Genomic DNA, 24,596 nt, shown 5'->3' on the forward strand with positions numbered 1-24,596 from the left:
CGCCGCCCTGCGCCATGTGCCTTGCGACGCAACGAGGCGCTGAAACCCGGAGGTATTTCAATGGCCCGATTGATTTCCGTCAACGTCGGTCTTCCACGCGACATCGAGTGGCGCGGCAAGACCGTGCACACCGGCATCTGGAAAGCGTCCGTGCAGGGCCGCCGGCGGGTCAACCGCCTCAACGTCGAAGGCGACGGCCAGGGCGATCTTGGCGGCCATGGGGGCGAGCAGCGCGCGGTCTTCGTCTACCAGGCCGGGTCGTACCGGCACTGGGAGCAACAGCTGGGCCGCAGCGATTTCACGCACGGGCAGTTCGGCGAGAACTTCACCATCGAGGGCCTGCCCGACGACGAGGTCTGCATCGGCGACCGCTACCGCATAGGAAGCGCGCTGTTCGAAGTGACCCAGCCGCGGGTCACCTGCTACCGCGTCGGCATTCGCACCAACGAGCCGCGCATGGCGGCGCTGCTGACGTCGAGCGGGCGGCCCGGCTTCTACCTGCGCGTTCTGGAGGAGGGCGAAGTCGGTGCCGACGACGAGATCGTCACGGTGGCGCGCGGACCCGAGCGCATGACCGTCGCCGAGGTCAATGCCTTGCTGTACTCGCCCCACCATCCGCGCGAGCGGCTCGAGAAGGCGCTGCGGATCACCGCGCTGTCGCCCGGCTGGCGATGGTCGTTCGAGGAACTGGTTCGAAGCCAGCTCGAGCATCCTGTTGCCACGGGCAACGCGGGGCTGGTCGCGGGTGCGGGTGCGCGCACGGCAGCGCCGGGCTTCAGGCCGCTGCGGGTTGCGCGGATCGACCGCGAGTGCGCGGACGTGATCTCCTTCTCGCTGGAACCCATGGACGGGGCGGCGCTCACGAAGCCGCTCGCGGGCCAGTTCGTCGTGCTCCGCTTGCGGCCGAAGCCCGACGGGCCGCTGCTGTTTCGCAGCTACTCGCTGTCGGGGTCGTTCTCTGGCGGGCGCTATCGCATCAGCGTGAAGATCGAGCCGGACGGTGCCGCGGGGCGCTACCTGCACAGCAGCATTGCCGTGGGCGACGTCATCGACGTCAGCGAACCCAGGGGCGCCTTCGTGCTGCAGCCGGCGCAGGGGCAGGGGCCGGTGGTTTTGCTGAGCGCCGGCATCGGTGCCACGCCGGTGCTGGCGATGCTGCACGCCATGGCGGAAAGCGCTTCGGCGCGGGAGGTCTGGTGGCTGCACGGCGCACGCGACGGCAAGACGCATTCGTTCGGCGAGGAGGCGCGGCAACTGGTCGCCGGACTGGCGCACGGGCGAAGCCACGTCTGGTACAGCAGGCCCGATGCGAACGACCTGGCGGCGCATGACGACGCACATGACGACGCACATGGCGACGCACATGACAAGGTGCATGCCTACGACACGGCAGGCCGCTTCGCGGTGGAAGCGCTCGACGCGCTGCACGTGCCGCGCAGCAGCGACTTCTACCTCTGCGGGCCATCGGGCTTTCTCGGCGACGCCGTGAAGGGCCTTGCGGCCTGGGGCGTACCTGCGCAGCGCATCCATTCCGAGGTGTTTGCGGGCGGCCCTTCGATGATGCCCGGCGTGATCGCGTCAGAAGTGCGCGCGCCGCATCGGCCCGAGGGCGCGCCCGGCACGGGCCCGCTGGTTTCGTTTGCACGCAGCGGCATCAGCGTTCGCTGGCGACCTTCACAGGACCAGAGCCTGCTCGAGCTGGCGGAGGCGTGCGACGTGCCCGTGCGCTGGTCGTGCCGCACGGGCGTGTGCCACAACTGCGAGAGCGGACTGGTCTCGGGCGGCGTCGACTATCGACCCGAGCCGCTCGACCCGCCGGCGCAAGGCAACGTGCTGCTCTGCTGCGCCCGGCCGCAGGGCGATGTGGTCATCGACATCTGATCGATGCCGCCGATGATTTCTCGAAGCCCCTCGGACATTCCAGTGCCAAGGCCCCATGCCATCATCGTTGGATGACCAACACCTCTCACAGCGCCTTCAGTACCTCCGACGCGGTCGCCAGATATGCGGAGGGCCCGAAGCGCAACGTGCCTGGGTACAGCGGCCTGTTGCCGATGACGCGCATCCTGCTGGCCGAGCGCGTGCCCCGGGATGGCCGCGTGCTGGTGGTCGGCGCCGGTGGCGGGCTGGAGCTGGAAGACCTTGCGCTGGCCAACCCGCAATGGCAGGTCGACGGCGTCGACCCCAGCGCGCCGATGCTCGAACTCGCAACCCACAGGCTCGGCCCGCTGATGTCGCGCGTGGCCTTGCACGAAGGCTATGTGCACGATGCGCCGGCCGGGCCTTTCGACGGCGCCACGTGCCTGCTGACCTTTCACTTCGTGCCGCTCGAGCAGCGGCTGTCGACGGCCGGGGAAATCCATCGCCGCCTGAAGCCGGGCGCGCCGTTCGTCGTCGCGCATCTCAGCGTGGAAGATGGCGAGGGCGAACGCGAAGTCTGGATGAACCGCTACGCCGCCTTCCTCACCGCATCGGGTTCCGATCCGCGGCAGGCGGCCGCCACCCGCGAGAAGGTCGAGAAGGACCTGACGATCCTGTCGCCCGCGCAAGACGAAGCCATCCTGCGCGAGGCCGGCTTCAGCGACGTGCGCCTCTTCTACGTGGGCTTCACGTTCAGGGGATGGGTTGCCTACGCGTGATGCGAGGGCGCAAGCATGCGGCCATGGCCGGCCGCTCACCGATCACTGCAACAATGAGCCGATGGCAGTCATCGAAGAAGCGGGCTCACAGCAGCTCTGTCGCGGCACGAAGGCCGACCTGAAGTCGCCGAGGTGAGGTGAGGTGAGGTGAGGTGAGGTGAAGTGCGCCGCGGCGCCCGCGCCTCACAACAGCCGGGGCGCGCCAGAAGAGGCGCTGCGATTCGCCCTGAACTGTCCGGCAGCCAGCAGTTGGCGAGTGTCGACGCGCGTTTCCTTCTCCTTCGCTTCGACGACTTCCAGTGCCTGGAGTTGGGCACCGAGTTCGCAGACGGCGTGGTCGCTGTCGCCGTAGCGGTCTCGCAGCTTCACGAAGAGATGTTGCAGCTGAAACAGATGTCTGGACATGAGGAATTCCTTCGGCCAAAAGAGGAGGGATCACCGAGCTTCGGGCTTATACGCGTCTGCCGAAAAAATGCTGTCGCAGTTTGTAGCCTCGCCGGTCTGTGCGCTCTGTGATGTAGCGCCTTGCCGAAGCAAGTTCCCTTGCCGGGCCCTCGGTGCTAGACTGGATTTCACACCCGCACAACGCGGTGTTTCGCGTCCAAAGCAAAGGCAGACGACGTACAGCGCCCCAACAACCCGGTTGGCCAAGGCTGCATCTCGCCACTGTGACCGCACGCGATCGACCTCAACGAGGGGCTCTCGCATGAACGCAATCAAGGAAGCACGCCGGATCATCACGTCCGATCCGGACGGCAACGAATCGCTGGTCCTCGCGCGACTCGTTCTGGCCTTGGAATCCGGGGACGAATTTCCTCTTTCCAGCCTCTACACGCTGAGCCTCGGCACCTTCGGCCTGGCGATCGAGGTGTTGAAGGAGTGGCGGCTCGATCGCTACTACGCGCGCAAGGGCAAGCTGCTGGACGTGTCCTACCAGGCACACGTCCTGGCCGCGCACTGAAGCCGCGCCGCAGCCGCACTCCGGAGGCGCCATGGTCCCGGCAAGCCAGCTTCGCGTCATCGTCGACGAGCTCGAACCTCACGCGTTTTCCTGGACGCTCCTGGAGCGCAAGGAGACGGACATCATCGATGTGCAGGTCGCACACTCGCCGAAGAGTTTTCCCGAGTTCGACCTTGCGCTGGAGGACGGTTTTCTTGCGTTGAAGGAGCTGACGCAAATGCACTGGCGTTGAAGGGCCGCGCCGGTTAACATCCGGCCCCGTAGCAGCTTCTTCGCCGCTACCGTAGGCGTTACCGTCATCCAACGCGTCCTTTGTCGAGAGGATCCCAGCAGGGAATTTCTCGATGCAAGAACGCTTTTGGCATGACGACGCATCTTTACGCCGCACTCATCGGCACCGCTCCCTTCCGGTTCATCGCGCCTGGCGCTCTGGTTGGCGCTCTACCCGGCGCCCTGCCCGGCGCGCCGTCGCTCGCACCGCGCGATGACCTGAACGACGCGCACACGCATTGCCCGCCCAGCCGCGCGCCCCCTTTGCGTGCGCAACCCGCTCTCCATTTCGATGCCGCAAGGCAGATCAAGACCTTGCACATGCAGGCGGTGTTCGACCACCTGCGGGAAAGACGCAACTCAAAGGGCAATGAACCATGAACATGACCGGCAACACCATCCTCATCACCGGCGGCAGCAGCGGCATCGGCCGCGCGCTCGCCGAAGCCTTTCACGACCTGGGCAACCGCGTCATCGTCACCGGGCGGCGGCAAGCGCTGCTCGACGAGATCGCGGCGGCCCGGCCCGGCCTGGTCGGCCTGCCGCTCGACCTCGACGCGCCTGCTTCCTTGCAAGACCTCGCCACCGAGGTTCGCGCGCGCTACCCGCAACTCAACATGCTGGTCGCCAACGCTGGCATCTCGCGCGCGGAAGACATGGCGGCGGACGGTTGGGACGCATCGGCCGCATCGGCCGCACAGGCGCTGGTGCAGACCAACATCATGGGCGTGCTGCAGGTCGTGGCGGCGTTCCTGCCGATGCTGAAGCGCCAGGCGCACGCCACGATCATGGCGACCAGCTCCAACCTCGCGTTCGTGCCCCGTGCCGACTTCCCGACCTATTGCGCGAGCAAGGCGTTCCTGCACTCCTGGCTGCAGTCGCTGCGTCATCAGCTGCGCAAGGTGCCCGTCGAAGTGCTCGAGCTGGCACCGCCGTACGTCCAGACCGAACTCACCGGCGAGCAGCAGGCGGGCGACCCGCGCGCGATGCCTGTGGCCGTGTATGTCGCGGAGGTCATGGCATTGCTCGCGCAAGGCGCGCATGAGCGGGGCGAGGTATTGGTCGAACGCGACAAGGCCCGGCGCTGGGCCGAGCGAGACGGCCGCTACGAGGCCACCTTTGCCGCCATGAATCCGGGTTGAAGGCGCGGCAGCCGGAGTCGCCGAGATCGGGCGTGCCGGCTGTCGCGTTGTCGCGCGCTCGCTTGATTCAGATCAACCGGCGGCCGGCGGCGCACATCGATACTGGGTTTTTACGCTGCAATCGAGACTCAGAAATCATGGCGCATCTTGTATGGAAGACCGAACTCAACACCGGAATCCATGAAATCGATGCCCAGCATCAACGCATCGCCCAGTACATCAACGCACTGGACGATGCCCGGCAAACGAACGACCAGAGGGCCGTCGGCAGGATCATCGAAGAGACGATCGACTACACGGCTTCCCACTTCGCTTTCGAGGAGGCGATGCTCGAGGATGCCGGCTACCCGTTCTCGACCCCGCACAAGAAGGTGCATGAAATCTTCGTGCGGCGTGTCGTCGAATTCCGCACGCGCTTCGAGCGTGGCGAGTCCGTGCTCGGTGAGCTTCACGACATGCTCTACCGGTGGTTGTTCAATCACATCCGCCACGAGGACGGTGCCTACGTGGCAACCGTCAAGGCGCACCTGCACGCCACGGACTCGTCGGCGGAAAGAATCGTCAAGGCGCAGGTCGGCAGGGAATTGCAGCAGGGCCACGCGGGCGTGCAGGCCAAGCAGGGTTGGCTGAAGCGCTTGTTCGGCGCGTGACCGTGGCGCGAGGCGTCGGCGCACGCGCGCAAAAACTCGCGCCTATGCCTTGGAGTAGTCGACAAAGCCGACGATGCTCTTGTCCGACAGCTTGCGCCGATCGAGCCTGAAGACGCCCACGCCGTTGTTCGAGCCGTCGTTGTTCGTGTTGCCTTCGATGGTGGCGATGCGCCCGCTGTCCAGCATGCGCTCGACGATGAAGGTGTGGCCCGCGCCGCCGCCAAAGTCGAGGATGGCGATCAGGCCCGGCTTGATGAGGCTCACATTCGCGAACGCGGCCTGGCGCGTGATCCTGACGGCGCCGGGAATGTTCTGCGCGCGCTTCCAGTGCCCCGCGCAACTCGCCGTCTTCGGCAAGGGATTCGGAACTCCGAGCGAGGCGGCGGCGGTCTTGAAGGTCCAGTAGACGAAGGCCATGCACCAGAAGCGGTCGGCGGCCGTTCCCTGCGCGGGCGGGATGCCGACGGCGTCGAGGTACTCGTCGACCATCGGTCCGCGGTTGGAGCCCGGTGGCACTTCCATTTGACCCACCTGCGTTCCTGCCACCGCAAGCGCGTGCAGCATCAGCGTCGACGGCGCGGTCGCGGGGAACACCGTCGGCTGGGGGAACAGCACGCTCCAGCTGATGCGCCCGACCTCGCCGTCGACCACCAGCGGGGCGCCGTCGACGTCGCTGTGCTGGGCCTGGAACAGCTTGACGATGGCGGTCATCGATGCGTCGAACACGCCGTCCTTGAACGGACCGTAGCCACGTTGGAGAAGGGCGCCCTGCACCTGCGAGACCAACTGGCTGTCGGCTTCGTTCGCACGAATCGTGCGACCCGGAAATGCAGGCGATGTCGTGGCTTGGCCATCTGGCATGGAGGCTCCTCGTTACTGGATGGTTGGATCGGGCGCGTTCAGCGTGCGCAATCTACGCCTGCGCCCGAGCGAGATCCATAGGCTTGAAGTGATAGGAGCTTGCCAACGCGAGCGCCGCGCGGTGGCGACCCGGCATCGCCATGCGGCGGGCAGGGCGCGGCGCGATGCACTGACAATCCCCGCATGCCTCACGCCGTTTCCCTTCTTCGCGCCGCCCGCCTGGCGCGAAGCGCCAAGCCCTTTCTTGCCCGCGGCGGCTTCAAGCGCGAGCGCTGTGCCGGTTGCCGCCTGCTGCCCAGCCACTGCATGTGCGCCCTGCGCCCGGTGGTGCCGACGCGCGCGGGCGTGTGCCTGCTCATGGCCGACATCGAGCCGCTCAAGCCCACCAACACCGGCTGGCTGGTGGCCGACGTGGTGGCCGACACCTTCGCCTTCGGCTGGGCCCGCACCGAAACCGACCCGGCCTTGCTCGCCCTGCTCGACGACCCGCAATGGCAGCCCTATGTGGTGTTCCCGGGGCAGTACGCGCAGCCCGAGCGCGTGGTGCTCACCGTGGCGTCAGCCGACACGGCCAGCACCGCTGCCCGGAAGCGCCCGCTCTTCATCCTCTTCGACGCGACCTGGGGCGAGGCGCGCAAGATGTTCCGCCGCAGCCCCTACCTCGACCGCTTCCCGGTGCTGAGCCTGCAGCCCGAGCAGATCACGCAGTACAAGCTGCGCAACTCCGGCCGGGAAGACCACTTCTGCACCAGCGAGGTGGCCGCCATGTGCATGGATCTGGCGGGCGAACACCTCGCGGAGCGCACGCTGGAGGCCTACCTGGCGGTGTTCACGCACCACTACCTGCGCGCGAAGAACCAGCAACCCATCGTGTGGGACGGCGAGGAACACCGGCGGTTGCGCGAAGTGTCCGCGCCGCGGCCGGCCTGAATCACGCCGGGCTTTTCATGGGCTTGATGGGCTTGATGGGCTCTATGGGCTGCACGGGCGCATGCCGCGCCATCAGCTCCGCAACCCACTCGATGAACACGCGCAGCTTGGCGCTGACATGCCGGTTCGGCGGAAACGCCAGGTACAGCGGCATCGAGTCCAGCTGCCAGTCCTCGAACAGGCGCACCAGCTCGCCGCTCGCCGCGTGCGCGCTGGCCATGTAGTCGGGCAGCCAGAGCACGCCCAGGCCGGCCAGGCCCGCCGCAACGTACGCATTGCCGTCGTCGACCGAGAGCACGTAGCGGCCCTGCACCGCGATGTGCTCGCCGTCGCGGCGCATCGCATACGGAAAGGTCTTGCCGTTGCGCGACCACAGGAAGCCGACGATGCGGTGGTGCGTGTCTTCCAGTTCCTTCGGGTGCGCGGGCGTGCCGGCGCGTTCGAGGTAACTGGGCGCCGCATACACGCCCAGCTGCAGGTCGCCCACGCGGCGCGCCATCAGCGACTGGTCGGTGAGCTCGCCGCCGCGCAGCACGCAGTCCACGTTCTCGCCGATCAGGTCCACCATGCGGTCGCTCACGCCCATGTCGAGCTGGATGTCGGGGTAGCGCGCGTGGAAGGCCGGCAGCGCCGGCACCAGGATCGTGCGGGCCAGCGGGCTGGGCACGTCCACCCGCAGCCGGCCCCGGGGCAAGGCCGCCGCGCTCGACAGGCTGGTCTCGGCATCGTCCATGTCGGCCAGCAGCCGCAGCACGCGCTCGTAGTAGGCCGCGCCGTCGGCCGTGACGTTCACCTTGCGCGTGGTGCGGTTGAGCAGCTTCACGCGCAACCGCGCCTCGAGCTGCTGCACCAGTTGCGTCACGCTGGTCTTGCTCATGTGCAGCGTGGCGGCTGCCTTGGTGAAGCTGCCGGCCTCCACCACGCGGGCGAAGGCCTGCATCGCATCGAAACGGTCCATCTCTGCTCCTGCCGATTCCGTGATTGTTTGGGTTTTGCAAACAGTGATTGTTGGCCTTGCCTGTTTATCGCGACGCCTGCGCTGCCTAAAGTCCCTTCATCGTCATCGAGAAGAAGGCATTGCATTCCATGAACCAGCGCGACGTCGTGTTTCCCCCCGGGCGCCAGGCGCTCTACGAGAAGAACCGCTACTCACCGGCCGTTCGCTCCAACGGCTTCCTGTTCGTCTCGGGCCAGGTCGGCAGCCGCGAAGACGGCTCGCCCGAGCCCGAAATCGAGGCGCAGGTGCGCCGCGCCTTCGAGAACCTCAACGCCGTTCTCGCGGCCGCGGGCTGCAGCTTCGACGACGTGGTCGATGTCACGGTGTTCATCGTCGACCCCGAGACCAACTTCGAGAAGGTCTGGAAGATCGTGCCCGAGTACTGGGGCGAAGCACCGCACCCGACGCTCACCGGCATCGGCGTGACGTGGCTCTACGGCTTCCAGTGCGAGATCAAGGTGATCGCCAAGCTGCCGGAGGGCAGCGGCAGCCGAGCCGGGTGAAGGGCCGGCCGGTGCGCGACGCCTCGACGCCTCGACGCCGCGCAGGTGCGTTTCGCATCCGTCGCCCGCGAGGTGAGAATCTGGGCGTCATGAACGTCCGATTTCTCGAGTCCTTCGTCTGCGTCGCCAAGCTGGGCAGCTTCAAGGCGGCCGCCGACATGCTGCACACCACGGCCGCCGCGGTGGCGGGGCGCATCGCCACGCTCGAGGAGCAGTTCGGCGTGCGGCTGTTCGAGCGCGATCACCGCGGCGTGCTGCTCACGCGCAGCGGCACCGAGCTGGTGCCCTACGCCGAGAAGATGATCGAGCTGCAGACGCGCATGTTCAATGCGGTCGGCCATGCCGATGCGTTCTCGGGCATGTTGCGCATCGGCGTCATCGAGACGGTGGCCCACACCTGGCTGCCCGACCTGCTCTCGCGCTTCGCCAAGAAGTACCCGAGGGCCACGCTCGAAATCGGCTCCGACCTCACGCCGCGGCTGCGCGACGACCTGCTGCGCGGCACGCTCGACTTCGCGATCCTCTCGGAGGAAATCACGCCGGGCTTCATCGACAACCGGCGCATCGCCAACCTCGCCATGCGCTGGGTGGCCAGCCCCTCGCTGGCGCAGCAGTTGCCCGCGGGCGCGCCGCTGGGCTTCGACGACCTGGCGAAGCACCCGATCATTTCGTTCTACCGCGACTCCGGCGTCTACCGCAACATTGCCCAGAGCGCGGGTGCGTCGGTGGACCTGCGCATCAGCTTCTTCTCGTCGATCGGCGCCATGATCGACATGGCGCGCTCGGGCTTCGGCAGCACGCTGCTGCCGGTGGCCGTGATCCAGCAGGACCTGCTCGACGGCCGGCTGGTGCCGCTCGACGTGGCACCGCCACCGGCCGCGCTGCCGCTGGTCGCGAGCTTTCGCATGGAGCCCGCGTCGCCGCTGGCCGAGGCGCTGGTGGACATGGCGCGCGCGTCGTGCGAGGACTTCATCGCGAACAGCCGCTGCGACGTGCTGGCGCGCTGAGCGGGCCGCGGCAAGCCAGGGCGCAGGGTGCAGGGCGCAGCCCTCGCAAAAAGTTGGGGCCTCCCCCAAGAATTTCTGGTTTGCCGCAAGGTGCCGCGGCGGGAACACTTTGTCCGGAGTTCAACCCCTTCCGGAGATCCCTTCGATGCACACCCCCGCTCCCTTCCCGCCCGCCGCTGCGTTCGCGTTCGCTGCATTCGCAACCTTCGCCCCGTTGCCGGCTTCGGCCGCCGACGCGCTCACCGTCACCATCGGCAGCGCCTCTCCGCTGTCGGGCGCGCAGGCCCACCTCGGGCGCGACACCGCCAACGGCGTGCGCCTGGCCGTGGACGAACTCAATGCGAAGGGCGTAACGATCGGCGGCAGGAAGGCGCACTTCGTCATCGCCGCAGAAGACGACGGCGCCGACCCGCGCCAGGGCACGGCGGTGGCCCAGAAGTTCTGCGACGCCAAGGTCAACGGCGTGGTCGGCCACATGAACTCCGGCACCGCCATTCCGGCGGCCCGGATCTACAGCGACTGCGACCTGCCGAACCTCACGCCGTCGGCCACCAACCCGAAGCTCACGCAAAGCGGCTACAAGACCAGCTTTCGCATGATGGCCAACGACAACGAGCTGGGCGCGGGCCTGGCCGCGCTGGCCGCGGACAAGCTCAAGTTCACGCGCGTGGCGGTGATCGACGACCGCACCGCCTACGGCCAGGGCGTGGCCGAGGTGTTCCGCAAGACGGCGCTGGCCAAGGGCATCCAGATCGTGGCGCAGGAGTACACGACCGACAAGGCCACCGACTTCTCGGCCATCCTCACCACCATTCGCGGCAAGTCGCCCGACGCGATCTTCTACGGCGGCACCGACTCGCAGGCCGGCCCGATGGTGCGGCAACTGGCGCAGCTCGGCATGGACAAGGTGAAGCTCTTCGGCGGCGACGGCATCTGCACCTCGAAGCTGGCCGAGCTGTCGGGCGGCGCGCCCACGCTGGCCAACGTGGTCTGCGCGGAGAGCGGCACGGCGGCCGACCTGTCGCCCAAGGTCGTCGAATGGAAGAAGCGCTACGAGGCGAAGTACCCGGGCGAGTTCCAGATCTATTCGCCCTACGCCTACGACGCCACCATGGTGCTGGCCGCGGCGATGGTGAAGGCGGGCTCGGCCGACCCGGCGGTGTATGCGCGCGAGCTGTTCAACACCCACCTGGACGGCATCACGGCGCGCATTGCGTTCGAGCCGAGCGGCGAGTTGAAGAACCCGGCCATGACGCTCTACCGCTTCGACGCGGGCAAGAAGGTTGCGCTCAAGTGACGGGGCAATCGCTGGAGCGGCTGCGAACGCAGCGGCTCGGCCAGCTCGAGGAGCTCGTGCTTCGGCAGGACCTGCGTGCGGTGCTGATCCATGCGCAGGGCGGCGCGCTGGGCGCGGCCACGCGCTCGAATGCGTACCTGCGGTTGTTCGCGGACTGGGACGGGTTCGAAGCGTCTACGAGCTTGCTGGTCGAGCGCGGCCGCCGCACGCTGATCCTGTCGAACCCGTTCCAGCTGCATGCGGCGCAGGGCATCGCCGGCATCGATGCGGTTGTGTTCTCCGCGCCATCGAAGCTCGGCGAGGCGGTGCAAGGCCTGTTGGCGACTTCCAGCGGCGATGCCTTGCGCATCGGGCAGGCCGGTTGGCCCGAAGCGCAATGGCAGACGATCGAGTCGATGCACCGCGCGCTGCCGCGGGCGCAATGGGAAGACATCGCACCCGAGCTGGATCGTTGGCGCATCGCCAAGGCGGCGCCTGAAGTCGAGGCGCTCAGCGCCGCGGCGGCCTTGTGCGACGAGGTGTTCTCACGCTTCCCGGCGTTCCTGCGGCACGACCGCGAGGCATGGAAGACCCAGCGCGACGTCGAGCACTTCGCGCTCGTCAGCGGCGCCGAGTACTGCAAGACCTGGCTCACCATCGGCCCGGCCGCGCAGAGGCCGCAGTACCTGCCGCACGAGAACCGGCGCAAGCCCGTGCCCGGCGACCAGGTGCTGCTGGGCGTCATGCTGAAGCTCGACGGCTACTGGGGCCACGCGATACGCATGGGTGCGTACGTGGAAGCCTTGCCGGTGCACCTGCGCTTGCACGGCCTCGTGCACGAGATGTTCGACGAGGCCCTGGCGCTGTTCGGCGCGGGCGCGGACCTCGCGGGCGCCGAGAAGGCCGTGCAGGGCATCCTGTCGCGCGGGCTGCCGCATGTACCGCCCGGCGACATCTTCCGCTTTCGCAGCGGGCACGGGCTGGGCTTGAGCTACGAAGAGCCGCAGTCGGTGGCGGCCTTTCCGCAGTATGCGGACCCCTTCGACACGGGGAGGTCGGCGCCGCTGGAGGCGAGTACCGGCGCCATGTTCGAGCTGCATCCGAACTTCTTCGCCAAGGGGCTCGGCGGTGCGGCGCTCGGCGACATGGTGCATGTCACCGAGAGCGGCAGTGTGCGCTTGTTGCGCACCCCGCTCGACTTTCAGCTCTGGGGTTGAGCGTGCACGATGGCCTGGACCTGGTCCAGGCCGCTGCAGTTGCCGACCTGTTCCCACTGGGCGGCAAGGGCGGCTAGGGCGGCCGCGTCTGCGGCCTGCTTGCGCGCGGCGTCCGCGTCGATGCCGGCGGCATCGGTGGTGGTGGTGGTGGTCGTGGTCGTGGTCGCGGGTTGGGCGGGGCGGAGGCGTGCGGGGTTCGACATGGTGATGGACCGTTGAGTTGAAGAGAGTCGCGGCCGAGCCGCTTGGGAATCGGTGAGCGCGTGTGGGTCGTTCACTTCGGCGCGAGCAACTTGCCGCTTGCGACGAGGTGAATCGTTCGAACCAGCAGCACGGCGATCAGCACGCTCAGGAGCACCAGCAGCGCCACCGCCAGCACCGTCACCGGCAGGTAGCGGGCGTGTTCCGCATAGCGCAAGGCCGCATTGCTGAGCGCGGCGAGCGGGAAGCTCAGCGCCCACCATCCGGCCGCGAAGGGAATGCTTCGCTTGAAGATCTTGAAGACCAGCGAGAAGAAGACGAACAGGCCGAAGTAGAAGAGCATCGCGGCGAAGGTGTCGATGCGCTGGAAGAAGCTCGTGTACGCGAGAAAGCCGACCTCGAACGGGGCGATCAGGATCATCATCGACGGCACCATGTCGCTCGCGAGCTTTTCATGGTGGTGGATGAGCCTGGACATGATCATCGTGAAGAAGACCAGCGCCATGGTGGTGCCCACGGCCATCGCGAACAGGTTGACCTCCCTGGCCCATGCCATCGGCAGGGTGCCGCCAGCCACCGTGATGTCGAGCGTGGCCACGCCCGGAATGAGCCACGCCGGAACCGAGTGGCCCGCGTCGACCTTGCCGCGCAGCATGCGGCTCACGATGGTGAAGGACAGCGCGACGGTGCTGGCCGCGCCGAAGCCCCAGATGATTTCCGATGCGCGCGCGCTGACCGGCGCCACCACCGACGAGATCAGCAGCACCGCGATGGTTATGGTGCCGAAGAAGTTGCCGGCAATCGGGTGCCGGAACTCGTTGTGCACGGCGCACGGATGCAGCACGGCCTTGGCCGCGTACGCGATGCAGAGCACGGCGAAGACCACGACCGCAAGGCTTCCGATGGCGGCGTCGATCAGCGCGCTGGTGCCGAACTGGTGGCTGGCCTGGCGCCAGGCGAGGGCCAGGCCCGAGAGGCCCATGACCGAGGCGAACAGGTTGACGGGGAGGTACTGGATGGATGCCTGCCGCGGAATTTCCGCTGGGCTCAGCGCTTGCGTGGGGTTGATGCTTGCTCCTGGAGGGGCACGGAGAAGCATGCGAGGCGCGCACTGACGCAGCGCGTTCCTCGGTGCTCGAACCGTGGAGGTTGGGCTCCCGCACGACCCCGATGCAGCAGGCGCGTCAGCTCGACAACACCGTCACCACAGCCCGGAAATCGCTTTGCGGAAGCGATGTGAAAAGTCTATGGGCCGGGTCTGCGGCGCAGGCCTTGGGTGTGGTGAGGTTTGCGCCATTGATGGCTGCTTTCGGGCCACTGCGGTGGATGCGGCGGCATTGCGCCGCCGCGGAAAGAAAGCGGCAGGCGCCGCGCGGCTCGCTAGGAAGCGATGGCGCCCGTTGCCGCGCCCACTGTCGGCGAATTGGCCGCCTCGTCGCGCGCCCGCGTCGGCTCTTCGTCCCTGAACCGCCGGCGGTATTCGCGCGGCGTGGTGTCCAGCCGCTTCGCGAAGATGACGCGCATGTGGTTGGCGCTGTGAAAGCCGCAGCGAAACGCCACCGTCTTCAGCGGCAGGTCGGTCTCTTCCAACAGCTTGCGCGAGAAGTCGACCCGCACCTGCTCCACGAAGGCCGACGGCGTCATGTTGGCGTCCTTCGCGAACACGCGCGAGAAGGTGCGCCGGCTCACGCCCACCGAGTCGGCGAGCTCCTCGATGGACAGCTGCTCGCCGATGTGGTCCGTCACATGGCGCAGCACCTTCGCCACGACGGTCTCTTCCTTCGGGCCGACCGCCAGGAACGGGCTGTACTGCGACTGGCCGCCCTCGCGGCGGATGTACACGATGAGCCGCTTGGCGATGCGCAGCGCCAGCTCGTGGCCCCAGTCTTCCGTGACCAGCGCCAGGCACAGGTCGACGCCGGCCGCGACACCGGCCGAAGTGAAGAGGGCGCCGTCGCGAACGAAGATCTTGTCGGGCCGCACGCGGGCCCTGGGGAACTGCGCGATGAGCCGGTCGACGTCATGCCAATGGGCGGTGACCTCCTTGCCGTTGAGCAGGCCCGCATGGCCCAGCGGAAAGGCGCCGTTGCACACGGAGCCGAAGCGCCGCGAGCCTTGCGCCTTGGCGCTCAGCCACTGGAGAAACTCGGGCGCGTAGGTGTTGAGCTCCGGCAGCTTGGGGCCGCCGGCCACCAGCAGCAGGTCGGGCTGGCCGGTGTAGTCGAGGTAGCCGGTGCCGACATGCAGCTCCATGCCGTTGGCGCAACGCACGCTGCCGGCGCGCAGGCCGACCAGGGTGATCTCGTAGTGCTGGTCGGCGGGGAGGAAGCTGTTGGCCTCGGTGAACACATCCATGGGCGCCGCGACGTCCAATGCCTGCACACCTTCCAACACGACGATGACCAGCTTCATGATTTGAACGCCCCGGCCCTGCGGGGCAACAGCTGCGGCAGGCGGTGGGCGGGGCATTGTAGAACGGTCTGTCTGCCTGGCGAAGTCGAGGGGACGGGCGCAGGCCGAGGCAGCCGCCGAGCGTGGAAGCGTGGTCCTCACTGCGCGGCCGGCTCGAACCCGGCGAGCCGCTTTCGGGCATTTGCCCGCAATGCCATGGCAGTTCCCCATCGCCTGGCTTGACCCGCGCCGCCGAGACCGCTTACATTGCCTTCGCCTCGTGATGAGCGGGGCCGGGTTTGACAGCCCGCTGACATCCTGCGACGAAAGCCGCAGCTACCGCACAGGGACTGCGGCTTTTTCGTTCGAGCTTTTTCAGGCGGCTCGAGCGGGAGGGCTCACGCCCTGCCGGTTTCCGCAAGGATGTCCCGGTCTGTCAACCCGTTCGAGCTGCCGCCCTCGTTTGACAGCGGGTGCGCCGGTTGTTGCAAATCGACATCCCTGGAGGCCCGATGGCCCATGTTTCAGACACCGGCTGCCCTGGCCCTGGCCCTTGCGCGCCCTACCGGCCCACCGCCCAGTTCAAACCCTTCGAATGGGTTCAGGGCGAACGGCTCGATGCTTTCCTGCAAGGCAACGCCGCGTTCCTCAACGATGCGCGCGACGTGGTGCAAGGCGCGCACACGCTGGCCCGGTTGCTTGCCTGGGACGAAGACCGGCGCGATGCCGCCTTGTGTGCCGCGGACCCCGCGCCGCTCTTCGATGCCTGCCAGCGCAGCGCGCTGCAGCGCTTTCTGGCGGTGTCGCTGGGCCTGCTGCACGAGCGCATCGAAGCGCAGTGCGAGGCGCTGACCGAACCGACGGAACCGACCGAACCCAGCGAATAGAGGCGTCTGGCTCGGGAAGGCTATCCCTCCATCTTTCCCGCCATCTCGGCGTTGAACGCGTACTGCTCCTCGACCGGCACCGCCTTGCGCGAGCTCTGGTGCACCGAGCCTTCCTTGCTCCAGAGGAACGGGAAGAAGTTGAAGCACTGGTCCGCGCCGATGTTCTTCATGTCGGCCTCCCAGCCGCTCCAGCGCGAGTCTGCGTAGAACACCTGCAGCCGGTCGGTCGACGCCCATTCGAGGAAGTCGCTGTAGCCGATTTCGAGCGACTCCCAGGTGAGGGTGTCGGGCGCCCAGTAGTACATGGCGCCCGCGTCCTCGCCAAGGCCGCCGCCGTTGACGGCGAAGAAGCCGCCCACCACGTCGTCCGCCACGAGCAGGAAGCCGTCGGAGCGCGCCTTGTTCCAGTCGGCGATGTTGCGGCGCAGCCTCGCATGGCCCGAGCCCAGCACGCGCAGCCAGCCGTGGTCGATCAGCAGGCCGCCGGTGTCGTACGCCACGGCGCCCATGGTCGAGCGGGTAGTGACCTGCAGGCCCAGCAGCACGCGTTCGCGCTCGGGTGAGGGCGGAAGAATCTCGAAGGAATGGGCGGCGCCTTCGGCCCATTCGCTGACGAGCGGCAATGCGGGGTCTTCGGTGTCGATCAGTTGGTCAAGCGTGCGCATAAGAAGTTGGTTGGGTGAAAAAGGCTTCGAAGCGATCCGAAGGAATCTGAAAGCAATCGGAAGTAATGCGAAAGAATTGTTAATTCGGCGTCTTTCACTTTGAAGTTCTTACAACTTCAGCGCCGTTCATGCTGCTTTCAGACGGCAAAATGCTCGCCTGCGGTTTCGAATTGTCTTCGAGCCTTTCCCCATTCCCCCACCGCCTCCCTGTTTTCCGCTCCTTCATGTCCAACCTCATCGTGCATGGCGGTACGCCGCTGCGTGGCCGCATCACCCCTTCCGCCAACAAGAACGCCGTGCTGCCGGTGCTCTGCGCCACCCTGCTGACCTGGGAGCCCTTGCGGCTGCATGGCGTGCCCGACATCACCGACGTGCGCAAGATCCTGGACATCTTCCGCACCCTGGGCAGCGAAGTGCACATGGACCACGAGACCGGCACGCTCGAGCTGCACCACCGCGAGACCAGCTTCGACGCGGCGCGCCACCGGCTGCCCGAGGAAATGCGTTCGTCGATCATGCTGGTGCCGCCGCTGCTGGCGCGCTTCGGCGTGGCGCGGCTGGAGGACAACGTCAAGGGCTGCACGCTGGGCGTGCGCGAGATCGATCCGCACGTGGAGGTGTTCCAGCGCTTCGGCGGCGAGGTCGAGCGCACCGAAGGCTCGCTGCTGGTGCACAGCAAGGGCCGGCTCACGCCCACCGACCACTGGCTGGACTACGCCTCGGTCACCACCACCGAGAACTTCGTGCTGTGCGCGGCCACCGCCAGCGGCACGTCGACGCTGACCAACGCGGCCTCGGAGCCGCACGTGCAGGAGTTCTGCCGCTTCATGGCCATGATCGGCGTGCGCATCGAAGGCATGGGCACCTCGCGGCTCACCGTGCATGGCGGCAGCACGCTGAAGGGCGGCGAGTTCCGCTTCGACGAAGACTTCCACGAGATCACCACCTTCCTGGCGCTGGGCGCCATCACCGGCGGCGACGTGATCGTGCGCAACAGCGCGCCCGAGAACTTTCCGCTGCTCGACCGCACGTTCGCCAAGTTCGGCGTGCAGATCGTGCATGAAGGCGGCTGGTCGCGCGCCATTCGCACCGGCCCGCTGAAGGTGCAGACGCCGTTCACGAGCAACGTGCTCACCAAGGTCGAGGCCGCGCCGTGGCCCTACTTTCCGGTGGACCTGCTGCCCATCTTCATTGCGCTGGGCGTGCGCGCCGAAGGCAACGCGATGTTCTGGAACAAGGTGTACGACGGCGCGCTGGGCTGGACCGGCGAGCTCTCGAAGTTCGGCGCCCACGTGTTCTCGTCGGACCCGCACCGCCTCATCACCTTCGGCGGCAACCCGCTGACGCCCGCGGTGGTCGAGAGCCCCTACATCATTCGCGTGGCGATCGCGCTGTTCATGGTGGCGGCGAGCATCGAAGGCAAGTCGGAGATCCGCAACGCCGCGCCCATTCGCCGCGCGCACCCGCGCTTCGTGGAAAACCTGCGCAGCCTGGGCGTGCAGGTGGAGTGGACGAGCGAGGAATAAGCAGGGGCTGAAGCGGTCGAGGCCCCCTGCCTCGGACCAGTCAGAACGACGGCACGGGGTTGCGGCCCTCGGTCAGCACGTAGGCGTCCTTGCGCCAGGCGTACACCAGCGTACTGTCGACGGTCTCGACACGGCGGCCCTTGGGGCCGGCGGTGCGCTCGCCCTTGAAGGCAATGCGCATCTCGCCCGGCGTGCCGTCGTCGGGGCCGGCCGCGAAGGCGGGCGTGCCGTTGATGTCGTAGCAGGCGCCGCGCGGTGCCTCTTCGGGCTTTTCCGACTTCAGCACCTTCTCGCAAGCCTCGTCGGCGCCTTCGTTGCTGGCCGACAGCGGAATGGCCGAGGCCACCGCGCGCACCTTGCCCGCCTCCAGCGCGTACACCGACAGCCACTGGCCGCAGTAGCCCTGCCAGCAGCTGCCGTTGGTGATGGTGAGCGCAAAGCGCTGCGGCGCGGTGCGCTCGACCTTGGTGGTGCCGAGGTTGCCCATGAACCCGAGGTAGTCGACGCCGTCTTCGCGGCTGGCGAGCTTCCAGCCTTCGGGGCCCTGTTCGAAGAAGTACGCGCCTAGCCATGCGCCGTTGACGTGGCCGTCCATCGGCTGGCCCTGGTCGTCGACGGGCACGGTCTCGGTCAGCAGCACGGCGTGGGTGTCGTCCAGCTTCACCACTTCGCGCGGGGACACGCGGGCGTTCTGCTCGGCGGCGCTGCCGGGCACGGCCTTGCCGTCGTTGCCGATCTCGGGCAGCGACACGGTGTCGGGCTGGCCGGGCTTGGCGGCGGGGCCTTGCGAGTCGGGGAACACGAGTGCCATGAGTTCGGCGCGCTTGAGGCTGGCCGATGCGGTGGCGGGCGTGGCCGGTGCCGCTGCGGCGGGGGCAGGTGCTGCGGCCACGGCGGTCACGGCGGGCGCGGCGGGCGCCGCAGCGGCAGCCGGCGCGGCGGTCGAAGCGGAGGGCGCTTGCGCTTCCTTCTGCGGGCAACCGGCCAGCACGAGCAGGCCGGCGGCGGCCAGGGCCACGGCGGTGCCGCGGTACAGCGGCTTCGAGAAAACGTGCGATGGCGAGGGTGGTGTCGACAGCGGTGTCGGGTGGGGTCTGAACATGGCCGCCATTTTGCCGAAGCCGCGCGGCGATGACCCTGTCGCCGCGGCGACCTCCGCGTTGGCGTGAGAATGCGCGGCATCCGAGACGACACACCAGACAAGGAGCGCTTCCCATGACCACGCTGCAGCAACTTCTAGGCACCGAACTCCCGCTCGTGCAGGCGCCGATGGCCGGCGTGCAGGGCAGCGCGATGGCGGTGGCGGTGAGCAACGCGGGCGGACTCGGTTCGCTGCCTTGCGCCATGCTCGGCGCCGACGCCATGCGCGGCGAACTCGCCGCCATTCGCGCCGGCACCGACAAGCCCTACAACGTCAACTTCTTCTGCCACACGCCGCCCGAGCCCAGCGCCGAGCGCGAGGCCACGTGGCGCGCCGCGCTCGCGCCGTACTACGCGGAGTTCGGCATCGACGCGGCGAGCATTCCCACCGGCCCGGGCCGCAACCCCTTCAGCGCCGACGTGGCCGCGCTGCTGGGCGAGTTCCGCCCGCCGGTGGTGAGCTTTCATTTCGGGCTGCCGTCGGAGGCGCTGCTGGCGCAGGTGCACGGCTGGGGCGCGAAGGTGCTGGCCTCGGCCACCACCGTCGCAGAGGCGCTGTGGCTCCAGGCGCGCGGCGCCGACGCGGTCATTGCGCAGGGCCTCGAGGCCGGCGGGCACCGTGGCCATTTCCTGTCGCACGACCTGACCAGGCAGCTCGGCACCTTCGCGCTGCTGCCGCAACTGGTGCGCGCCCTGAAGGTGCCGGTGATCGCGGCCGGCGGCATCGCCGATGCCGACGGCGTGGCCGCGGCCATGGCGCTGGGCGCGGCGGGCGTGCAGGTGGGCACGGCCTACATGCTGACGCCCGAGGCGACGACCACGGCCATCCATCGCGCGGCGCTCAAGAGCGAGGCGGCGCGGCACACGGCATTGACCAACCTCTTCACCGGCCGGCCCGCTCGCGGCATCGTGAACCGCGTGATGCGCGAGCTGGGCCCCATCGGCGCCGCGGCACCGGAGTTTCCGCTGGCCACCTCGGGCATCGCACCGCTGCGCGCCAAGGCCGAGGCGCAAGGCAGCGGCGACTTCTCTCCGCTGTGGTCGGGGCAGAACGCCACCGGCTGCCGCGAGGTGTCTTCGGCCGAGGTCACGCAGGCATTGGCGAAGGGCTTTCGCTGAGCGGCGTCAGCGCAGGTAGGCACCGTTTTTCTTGACCAGCACCGGCGCGCCGCTCTTCAGTTCGTAGACGTCCTCGACCGAAAAGCGCGCGGTGCCGCCGAAGCAGTCGCGGCCCTGGCCTTGCAGGGCGAAGCGGCTGCCGCTCCTGTTCACGGCGATGGTGTCGATGACGCAGGCGTCGCTCGGGTCGCCGAGCGACGATTTCGGCGGCGGTGCAAAGGCGCGCACCACCGTCTTGCCGTTCGCGCGGGTCAGCACGCGCAGCGTGGGGCAGGGCACGTCGGCCTCGTCGGCCTCGTCGGTGCAGCGCAGTTGGCCGGCTTCCTCGTAGCTGTGCCGTGACGCATAGGCGCCCGCATCGAAGCCGACGCAGAGGTCCTTGCGCAGCTGCACCGCCTTGGCGTCGAAGCTGCACGCCGGCGCCTTGCGGAATTCGGCGGCCTGGGCGCCGTGAGCGGCCTGAGCGCCAAACACCGGCGCGCACAGCAGGAACAGGGCAGGAAGTAAGCTCGTCACTCGCGAATATCGCGGACGTTGCGGATGTCGCATGAAAAATTGCCTTCCCCTCGTTTCGTTCCAGTCTATCCAGCCGGCCTGAACCATGAACCAACTTCACCTGCCCCTCAAGTTCCTCGAGCATGCCGCGCAACCCTCGGTGCGCGAACCCTGGCTGCTGGTGCTGATGCACGGCGTCGGCAGCAACGAGCAGGACCTGTTCGGCCTGGCGCGCATGCTGCCGCCGCAGTTCCACGTGCTGAGCCTGCGCGCGCCGTACGTGCTCTCGCCCGACGCGTATGCGTGGTTCGAGTTCCAGGTGCTGGCCAACGGCGAGCGCCACATCAACGAAGAGCAGGAGCGCGAAAGCCGCTTCCTCATCGGCGAGATGGTCGCTTCTGCCGCGCAGCAGCTCGGCGTGCCGCCGGCGCGCGTGATCGTCGGCGGCTTCAGCCAGGGCGGCATCATGGCCCTGTCGATGCTGCTGACCAAGCCCGAGACCGTGCGCGCGGCGATGGTGTGGCACAGCCGCCTGCTGTCGCAGGTGGTGCCGCACGTGGCGCCGCCCGAGGCCTTCGAAGGCAAGGCGCTGTGGGTGAGCCACGGCAGCGCCGACAACGTGATTCCGCCGAGCGCCGCCCAGGTCACGCGCGACTTGGCGCGCACGCTGCCGCTGGCACTGTCGGGCGCGGACTTTCCGGGCGCGCACGAGCTTCGCCCGGCGGAGCTGCAGGCCACGGTGGCCTGGCTGCAGTCGCTCAGCGCGCCGGCGAGCGCTTAGGCAGCAGGCGCGCCATCGGCGTCGCTTGCGTTTCGTCGACCTGTCGCGACGTGAACATGAAGGTCGCCGTGACCGTCGCCTCGTCGCCCGCGGTCAACCGCCGATAGGCGAGCACAGCTCCACCAGCGTGCCGTCGGGGCAGCGCACATAAGACACCACCTGGCCCCACGGCTTGGTGGTGGGCGGCGAGAGTTCCGAGGCGCCCGCCGCAACGGCGCGCGCATGGGCCGCCGGCACGTCGGCGGTGACAAAGCCCAGTTCCATGCCCAGCGGCTTGGCCGAGTCGGACGCGGCCACATGGCCCTGCGCGAAGTTCGATTCGGCCAGCTCGTGCGCGGCAAAGGCCAGGGTGGTTTCACCGGTCGCCAGTTCACCGTAGGTGCCGGATTCATGAAGGAACTTGGTCTTGAAACCGAAGGCCTGCTCGAAGAATTGCAGTGACTGGGCGACGTGCGGAACGTAGGCAATGGTGTAGCCGAACTTCATGGTCTTTGGCGTGTGCGGTGAGGGAGCTTGGGTAGATTCCGGGGAGGCGCACCACTCTACCCAGCCCCATGCAGATTCCCCCCGATGAACCCGTGAACGACAAGCCTTTGCTTCCCGCTTTGCCCGCGGGCGTCACGTGGCTGCCCGTGCAGCGCGGCGAGTCCGGCGACAGCGTGTACAGGCGCAGCGATGGTGCGGCATTCGCGAAGGTGTCGATGGGCGCCGGCGCTGCCTCGCTCGAAGAAGAGCACCGCCGTACGGAATGGCTCGCGCCGTTCGACCTCGGCTCCGCGAAGGTGCTCGACTGGCGCACGTCGGAAGCTGGCGCCTGCCTTGTCACCCGCACGGTGCCGGGCGTGCCGGCCAGCGAGTTGCCGGCGGCAGACCTGCTGGCCGCGTGGCCTTCGATGGCGCAGCGGCTCAAGGCCTTGCATTCGGTGCCGGCCACGAACTGCCCCTTCGTGCGCAGCCTCTCGGCCATGTTCGATCGCGCGGCCGATGTGGTGGCGCGCGGCGCGGTCGACCCGGAGTTTCTCGACCCCGAAGACCGGCACACCCAGCCGCGGGTGCTGCTCGACGCATTGCGTGCGCAACTGCCCGCGCGGCTCGCGCAAGAGGCACGCGAGCGGGTCGTGTGCCACGGCGATGCGTGCATGCCGAACTTCATGGTCGACCCCGACACCCTGCGCTGCACGGGGTTGATCGACCTGGGCCGGCTCGGCGTGGCGGACCCGTATGTCGACCTGGCGCTGTTCCTCGCGAACGCGCGCGACCACTGGACCGCACCCGCGCAAGCGGCGGCGGCGCGCACCGGCTTGTTCGAGGTGCTGGGCATCGCCGAGCCGGACGATGGGCGGCTGGGCTTCTACCTGGGGCTTGACCCGCTGACCTGGGGTTGAGCTCCCTCGGCCCTGGCCCCGGCTTCAGGCGTGGCGCTGGACACCCACGTCGACTTCCTTGCACCGGCGAATGACCTCGGCAAAGTACGGCTCGAACACGCGGTTCTTCGTTTCCCACCGGCCGTGTTCTTCCAGGTACGCGGGCAGCAACTCGTTCAGCTCGGCCCACACGTCGTGTTCACGGGCCGTGGTGAGCTGGCCGTCGCACACCACAATGTGTCCGCCGACCACCACCAGCTCGATGGCGCTGCCGTTCTCGCAGTAGACCAGCTGCTTCACGATGTCGTTGCGCGGGCGGAAGTTGTCGTTGTCCAGGTCGAGCAGCACCAGGTCGGCGGCCTTGCCGACTTCGATGGAGCCGGTCACGTCGTCGAGCATGGCGGTGCGCGCGCCGGCCAGCGTGGCCATCTTCAGCACCTCGAAGGCCGTGAGCCATTGCGAAGGCTCGGTGCCGTTCACGTTGTGCATCAGCGCGGCGAAGCGCATCAGGTCGAACACGCGCGCGCTGTCGTTCGAAGACAGGCCGTCGGTGCCCAGGCCGATGGCCACGCCCGCGTCCAGCAGCTTGCGCACCGGCGCCAGCCCGGAGCCCAGCTTGAGGTTGCTCAGCGGGTTGTGCACCACGGAGCATGCGGCTTCGCCCATGCGGGCGATGTCGGCGTCGGTGATCCAGATGGCGTGCGCCAGTGTGGTGTGGCGGTCGAGCGTGCCGGTGTCGTGCATGTGCGCGAGCAGCGTCTTGCCGTGGAACATCTGGCCGGCCACGGCCTGCACCTTGGTTTCGAGCAGGTGGGTGTGCAGCGGCACGCCGTGCCGTACGGCCAGCGCGTGGCAGGCCTGCAGCATGCCCGTGGTGCAGCGCTGCGGTGCCGACGGCGTGATGGCAAAGCGCAAGCGGCCTTCGGCCTGGCCATGGAACCGGCGGAAGGCTTCTTCGCAGTAGGCGGTGTAGTCGGCCACCGTGGTGGGCGCGCCGAACTTCAGCTGGGCGCTGAGGTGGGGGGGGAACACCTCGTGGCCGAAGGGCGTGGAGTCGAGCACGGGGGTGTCGAGCACGGCGCTGGACACGTTCACGCGAATGCCCGCGTCGCGGTACGCCTGGAACACGATGCCCAGCCGGTCGATGCTGTGGGCCATGGGGTCGAAGAAGTCGTCGCACAGCGTGGTCACGCCGTTCTTCAGCGACTGCAGGGCGAGCAGTTGCGTGCGCAGGTACAGCAGGCGGTCGGAGATGGGGCTGCCCGACAGGTAGGTGTACGCATACAGCAGCCAGATTTCCAGCGGCATCTGCTCGTAGCGGCCCTTGAAGAAGGTCTCGCTCGAATGGGTGTGCGCGTTGACGAGGCCGGGCATCAGGAGCTTGCCGCGCGCGTCGATCACGTCGCACGCGGCGGGGCGTGGCAGCGGAAGGTCAAGGTCGTGGCCGATGGCGGCGATCTTGCCGTCCTGCAGCAGCACGTCGGCGCGCACCGGGCGGTCGCCTTGCGGGCCGCCCACGGCCAGCACTTCGGCGCCCTGGATCAGGATGGCGGTGGGCATGCGGGTGTTCATGC

28 protein-coding genes are annotated in these 24,596 nt (G+C 68.0%); 17 read left to right on the plus strand and 11 right to left on the minus strand.

Going from position 1 to position 24,596, the window contains the following annotated elements; all coding sequences use genetic code 11:
- The first annotated feature begins 60 nt into the window (after positions 1–60).
- Both BM004_RS30180 and BM004_RS30185 read left to right on the plus strand, forming a co-directional pair.
- Positions 61–1,881 (plus strand): MOSC and FAD-binding oxidoreductase domain-containing protein, encoded by a 1,821-nt coding sequence (locus BM004_RS30180; protein WP_093218889.1) that lies wholly within the window; start codon positions 61–63, stop codon positions 1,879–1,881.
- A 71-nt stretch (positions 1,882–1,952) separates the two neighbouring features.
- Positions 1,953–2,639, plus strand: coding sequence for a class I SAM-dependent methyltransferase (locus tag BM004_RS30185; RefSeq protein ID WP_093131893.1), 687 nt, complete (start codon positions 1,953–1,955; stop codon positions 2,637–2,639).
- A gap of 183 nt (positions 2,640–2,822) precedes the next feature.
- Here BM004_RS30185 and BM004_RS30190 read toward each other — a convergent pair whose 3' ends face one another.
- A complete protein-coding gene (locus tag BM004_RS30190; RefSeq protein ID WP_093218891.1) occupies positions 2,823–3,044 on the minus strand; it encodes a hypothetical protein in 222 nt (73 codons plus the stop codon).
- Between the two features lie 301 nt (positions 3,045–3,345).
- Between BM004_RS30190 and BM004_RS30195 the strand changes: the two genes are divergently transcribed.
- The 5 genes from BM004_RS30195 to BM004_RS30215 all read left to right on the plus strand — a co-directional run bounded on the left by BM004_RS30195 (position 3,346) and on the right by BM004_RS30215 (position 5,662).
- A complete protein-coding gene (locus BM004_RS30195) occupies positions 3,346–3,600 on the plus strand; it encodes a hypothetical protein (RefSeq protein ID WP_093131897.1) in 255 nt (84 codons plus the stop codon).
- A 31-nt stretch (positions 3,601–3,631) separates the two neighbouring features.
- Positions 3,632–3,832, plus strand: a complete 201-nt coding sequence (locus BM004_RS30200; RefSeq protein ID WP_093131899.1) for a hypothetical protein — start codon at positions 3,632–3,634, stop codon at positions 3,830–3,832.
- Between the two features lie 131 nt (positions 3,833–3,963).
- Positions 3,964–4,251, plus strand: a complete 288-nt coding sequence (locus BM004_RS30205; RefSeq protein ID WP_093218893.1) for a hypothetical protein — start codon at positions 3,964–3,966, stop codon at positions 4,249–4,251.
- Positions 4,252–4,253: 2 nt separating this feature from the next.
- On the plus strand, positions 4,254–5,012 hold the full coding sequence (locus BM004_RS30210) for an SDR family oxidoreductase (protein ID WP_256220116.1): 759 nt from the start codon (positions 4,254–4,256) through the stop codon (positions 5,010–5,012).
- Positions 5,009–5,662, plus strand: a complete 654-nt coding sequence (locus BM004_RS30215) for a bacteriohemerythrin (RefSeq protein ID WP_256220117.1) — start codon at positions 5,009–5,011, stop codon at positions 5,660–5,662. Before BM004_RS30210 ends, BM004_RS30215 begins: the two co-directional genes overlap by 4 nt.
- A gap of 42 nt (positions 5,663–5,704) precedes the next feature.
- Here BM004_RS30215 and BM004_RS30220 read toward each other — a convergent pair whose 3' ends face one another.
- Complete coding sequence (locus BM004_RS30220) at positions 5,705–6,523, minus strand: CHAP domain-containing protein (protein ID WP_093218897.1); 819 nt, start codon at positions 6,521–6,523, stop codon at positions 5,705–5,707.
- 183 nt (positions 6,524–6,706) lie between these two features.
- On the opposite strand from BM004_RS30220, the gene BM004_RS30225 reads away from it, so the two are divergent.
- Positions 6,707–7,453 carry a tRNA-uridine aminocarboxypropyltransferase gene (locus BM004_RS30225; RefSeq protein ID WP_093218899.1) on the plus strand — a complete coding sequence of 249 codons (747 nt, stop codon included), beginning with the start codon at positions 6,707–6,709 and terminating at the stop codon, positions 7,451–7,453.
- Between the two features lies 1 nt (position 7,454).
- Here the strand turns inward: BM004_RS30225 and BM004_RS30230 are convergent, their stop codons facing one another.
- A complete protein-coding gene (locus BM004_RS30230; protein WP_093218900.1) occupies positions 7,455–8,411 on the minus strand; it encodes a LysR family transcriptional regulator in 957 nt (318 codons plus the stop codon).
- Positions 8,412–8,539: 128 nt separating this feature from the next.
- Here BM004_RS30230 and BM004_RS30235 point away from each other — a divergent pair, with 128 nt between their 5' ends.
- The 4 genes from BM004_RS30235 (at position 8,540) to BM004_RS30250 (ending at position 12,453) form a co-directional block, all read left to right on the plus strand.
- The gene (locus BM004_RS30235; protein WP_093218901.1) at positions 8,540–8,953 is read left to right on the plus strand and encodes a RidA family protein; all 414 of its coding nucleotides are present in this window, start codon (positions 8,540–8,542) and stop codon (positions 8,951–8,953) included.
- 89 nt (positions 8,954–9,042) lie between these two features.
- Complete coding sequence (locus BM004_RS30240; RefSeq protein ID WP_093218902.1) at positions 9,043–9,960, plus strand: LysR family transcriptional regulator; 918 nt, start codon at positions 9,043–9,045, stop codon at positions 9,958–9,960.
- Positions 9,961–10,105: 145 nt separating this feature from the next.
- Complete coding sequence (locus tag BM004_RS30245; RefSeq protein ID WP_093218904.1) at positions 10,106–11,257, plus strand: branched-chain amino acid ABC transporter substrate-binding protein; 1,152 nt, start codon at positions 10,106–10,108, stop codon at positions 11,255–11,257.
- The gene (locus tag BM004_RS30250; RefSeq protein ID WP_093218905.1) at positions 11,254–12,453 is read left to right on the plus strand and encodes a M24 family metallopeptidase; all 1,200 of its coding nucleotides are present in this window, start codon (positions 11,254–11,256) and stop codon (positions 12,451–12,453) included. Before BM004_RS30245 ends, BM004_RS30250 begins: the two co-directional genes overlap by 4 nt.
- On the opposite strand, the gene BM004_RS30255 is transcribed toward BM004_RS30250, so the two are convergent.
- The 3 genes from BM004_RS30255 to BM004_RS30265 all read right to left on the minus strand — a co-directional run bounded on the left by BM004_RS30255 (position 12,438) and on the right by BM004_RS30265 (position 15,066).
- Positions 12,438–12,656, minus strand: a complete 219-nt coding sequence (locus BM004_RS30255; RefSeq protein WP_093218906.1) for a hypothetical protein — start codon at positions 12,654–12,656, stop codon at positions 12,438–12,440. The genes BM004_RS30250 and BM004_RS30255 overlap by 16 nt on opposite strands.
- 71 nt (positions 12,657–12,727) lie before the next feature.
- A complete protein-coding gene (locus tag BM004_RS30260) occupies positions 12,728–13,753 on the minus strand; it encodes an SLAC1 anion channel family protein (protein ID WP_093218907.1) in 1,026 nt (341 codons plus the stop codon).
- A gap of 281 nt (positions 13,754–14,034) precedes the next feature.
- Positions 14,035–15,066 (minus strand): GlxA family transcriptional regulator, encoded by a 1,032-nt coding sequence (locus BM004_RS30265; protein ID WP_093218908.1) that lies wholly within the window; start codon positions 15,064–15,066, stop codon positions 14,035–14,037.
- 491 nt (positions 15,067–15,557) lie between these two features.
- On the opposite strand from BM004_RS30265, the gene BM004_RS30270 reads away from it, so the two are divergent.
- Positions 15,558–15,932, plus strand: a complete 375-nt coding sequence (locus tag BM004_RS30270; protein ID WP_093218909.1) for a hypothetical protein — start codon at positions 15,558–15,560, stop codon at positions 15,930–15,932.
- A gap of 20 nt (positions 15,933–15,952) precedes the next feature.
- Here the strand turns inward: BM004_RS30270 and BM004_RS30275 are convergent, their stop codons facing one another.
- On the minus strand, positions 15,953–16,597 hold the full coding sequence (locus BM004_RS30275; RefSeq protein ID WP_093218910.1) for a DUF2625 domain-containing protein: 645 nt from the start codon (positions 16,595–16,597) through the stop codon (positions 15,953–15,955).
- A 224-nt stretch (positions 16,598–16,821) separates the two neighbouring features.
- Between BM004_RS30275 and BM004_RS30280 the strand changes: the two genes are divergently transcribed.
- Complete coding sequence (locus BM004_RS30280; protein WP_093131930.1) at positions 16,822–18,123, plus strand: UDP-N-acetylglucosamine 1-carboxyvinyltransferase; 1,302 nt, start codon at positions 16,822–16,824, stop codon at positions 18,121–18,123.
- 40 nt (positions 18,124–18,163) lie between these two features.
- On the opposite strand, the gene BM004_RS41590 is transcribed toward BM004_RS30280, so the two are convergent.
- Entirely contained in the window at positions 18,164–19,225 is a 1,062-nt protein-coding gene (locus BM004_RS41590; protein WP_177206643.1) for a hypothetical protein, read from the minus strand.
- Between the two features lie 113 nt (positions 19,226–19,338).
- Between BM004_RS41590 and BM004_RS30295 the strand changes: the two genes are divergently transcribed.
- Positions 19,339–20,382, plus strand: coding sequence for an NAD(P)H-dependent flavin oxidoreductase (locus BM004_RS30295; RefSeq protein ID WP_093131934.1), 1,044 nt, complete (start codon positions 19,339–19,341; stop codon positions 20,380–20,382).
- Positions 20,383–20,388: 6 nt separating this feature from the next.
- On the opposite strand, the gene BM004_RS30300 is transcribed toward BM004_RS30295, so the two are convergent.
- The gene (locus BM004_RS30300; protein WP_093218914.1) at positions 20,389–20,898 is read right to left on the minus strand and encodes a hypothetical protein; all 510 of its coding nucleotides are present in this window, start codon (positions 20,896–20,898) and stop codon (positions 20,389–20,391) included.
- Between the two features lie 85 nt (positions 20,899–20,983).
- Here BM004_RS30300 and BM004_RS30305 point away from each other — a divergent pair, with 85 nt between their 5' ends.
- Complete coding sequence (locus BM004_RS30305) at positions 20,984–21,658, plus strand: alpha/beta hydrolase (protein WP_093218915.1); 675 nt, start codon at positions 20,984–20,986, stop codon at positions 21,656–21,658.
- Positions 21,659–21,751: 93 nt separating this feature from the next.
- Here the strand turns inward: BM004_RS30305 and BM004_RS30310 are convergent, their stop codons facing one another.
- Complete coding sequence (locus BM004_RS30310) at positions 21,752–22,144, minus strand: VOC family protein (protein ID WP_093218917.1); 393 nt, start codon at positions 22,142–22,144, stop codon at positions 21,752–21,754.
- A gap of 68 nt (positions 22,145–22,212) precedes the next feature.
- On the opposite strand from BM004_RS30310, the gene BM004_RS30315 reads away from it, so the two are divergent.
- On the plus strand, positions 22,213–23,043 hold the full coding sequence (locus tag BM004_RS30315; protein ID WP_093218918.1) for an APH(3'') family aminoglycoside O-phosphotransferase: 831 nt from the start codon (positions 22,213–22,215) through the stop codon (positions 23,041–23,043).
- 24 nt (positions 23,044–23,067) lie between these two features.
- Here the strand turns inward: BM004_RS30315 and BM004_RS30320 are convergent, their stop codons facing one another.
- Positions 23,068–24,594: an amidohydrolase family protein gene (locus BM004_RS30320; RefSeq protein WP_218152746.1), complete on the minus strand. Its 1,527-nt coding sequence runs from the start codon at positions 24,592–24,594 to the stop codon at positions 23,068–23,070.
- Positions 24,595–24,596 lie beyond the last annotated feature (2 nt).

It is taken from the genome of Variovorax sp. OK212, from assembly GCF_900112425.1.
Classification (GTDB): Bacteria; Pseudomonadota; Gammaproteobacteria; order Burkholderiales; family Burkholderiaceae_C; genus Variovorax.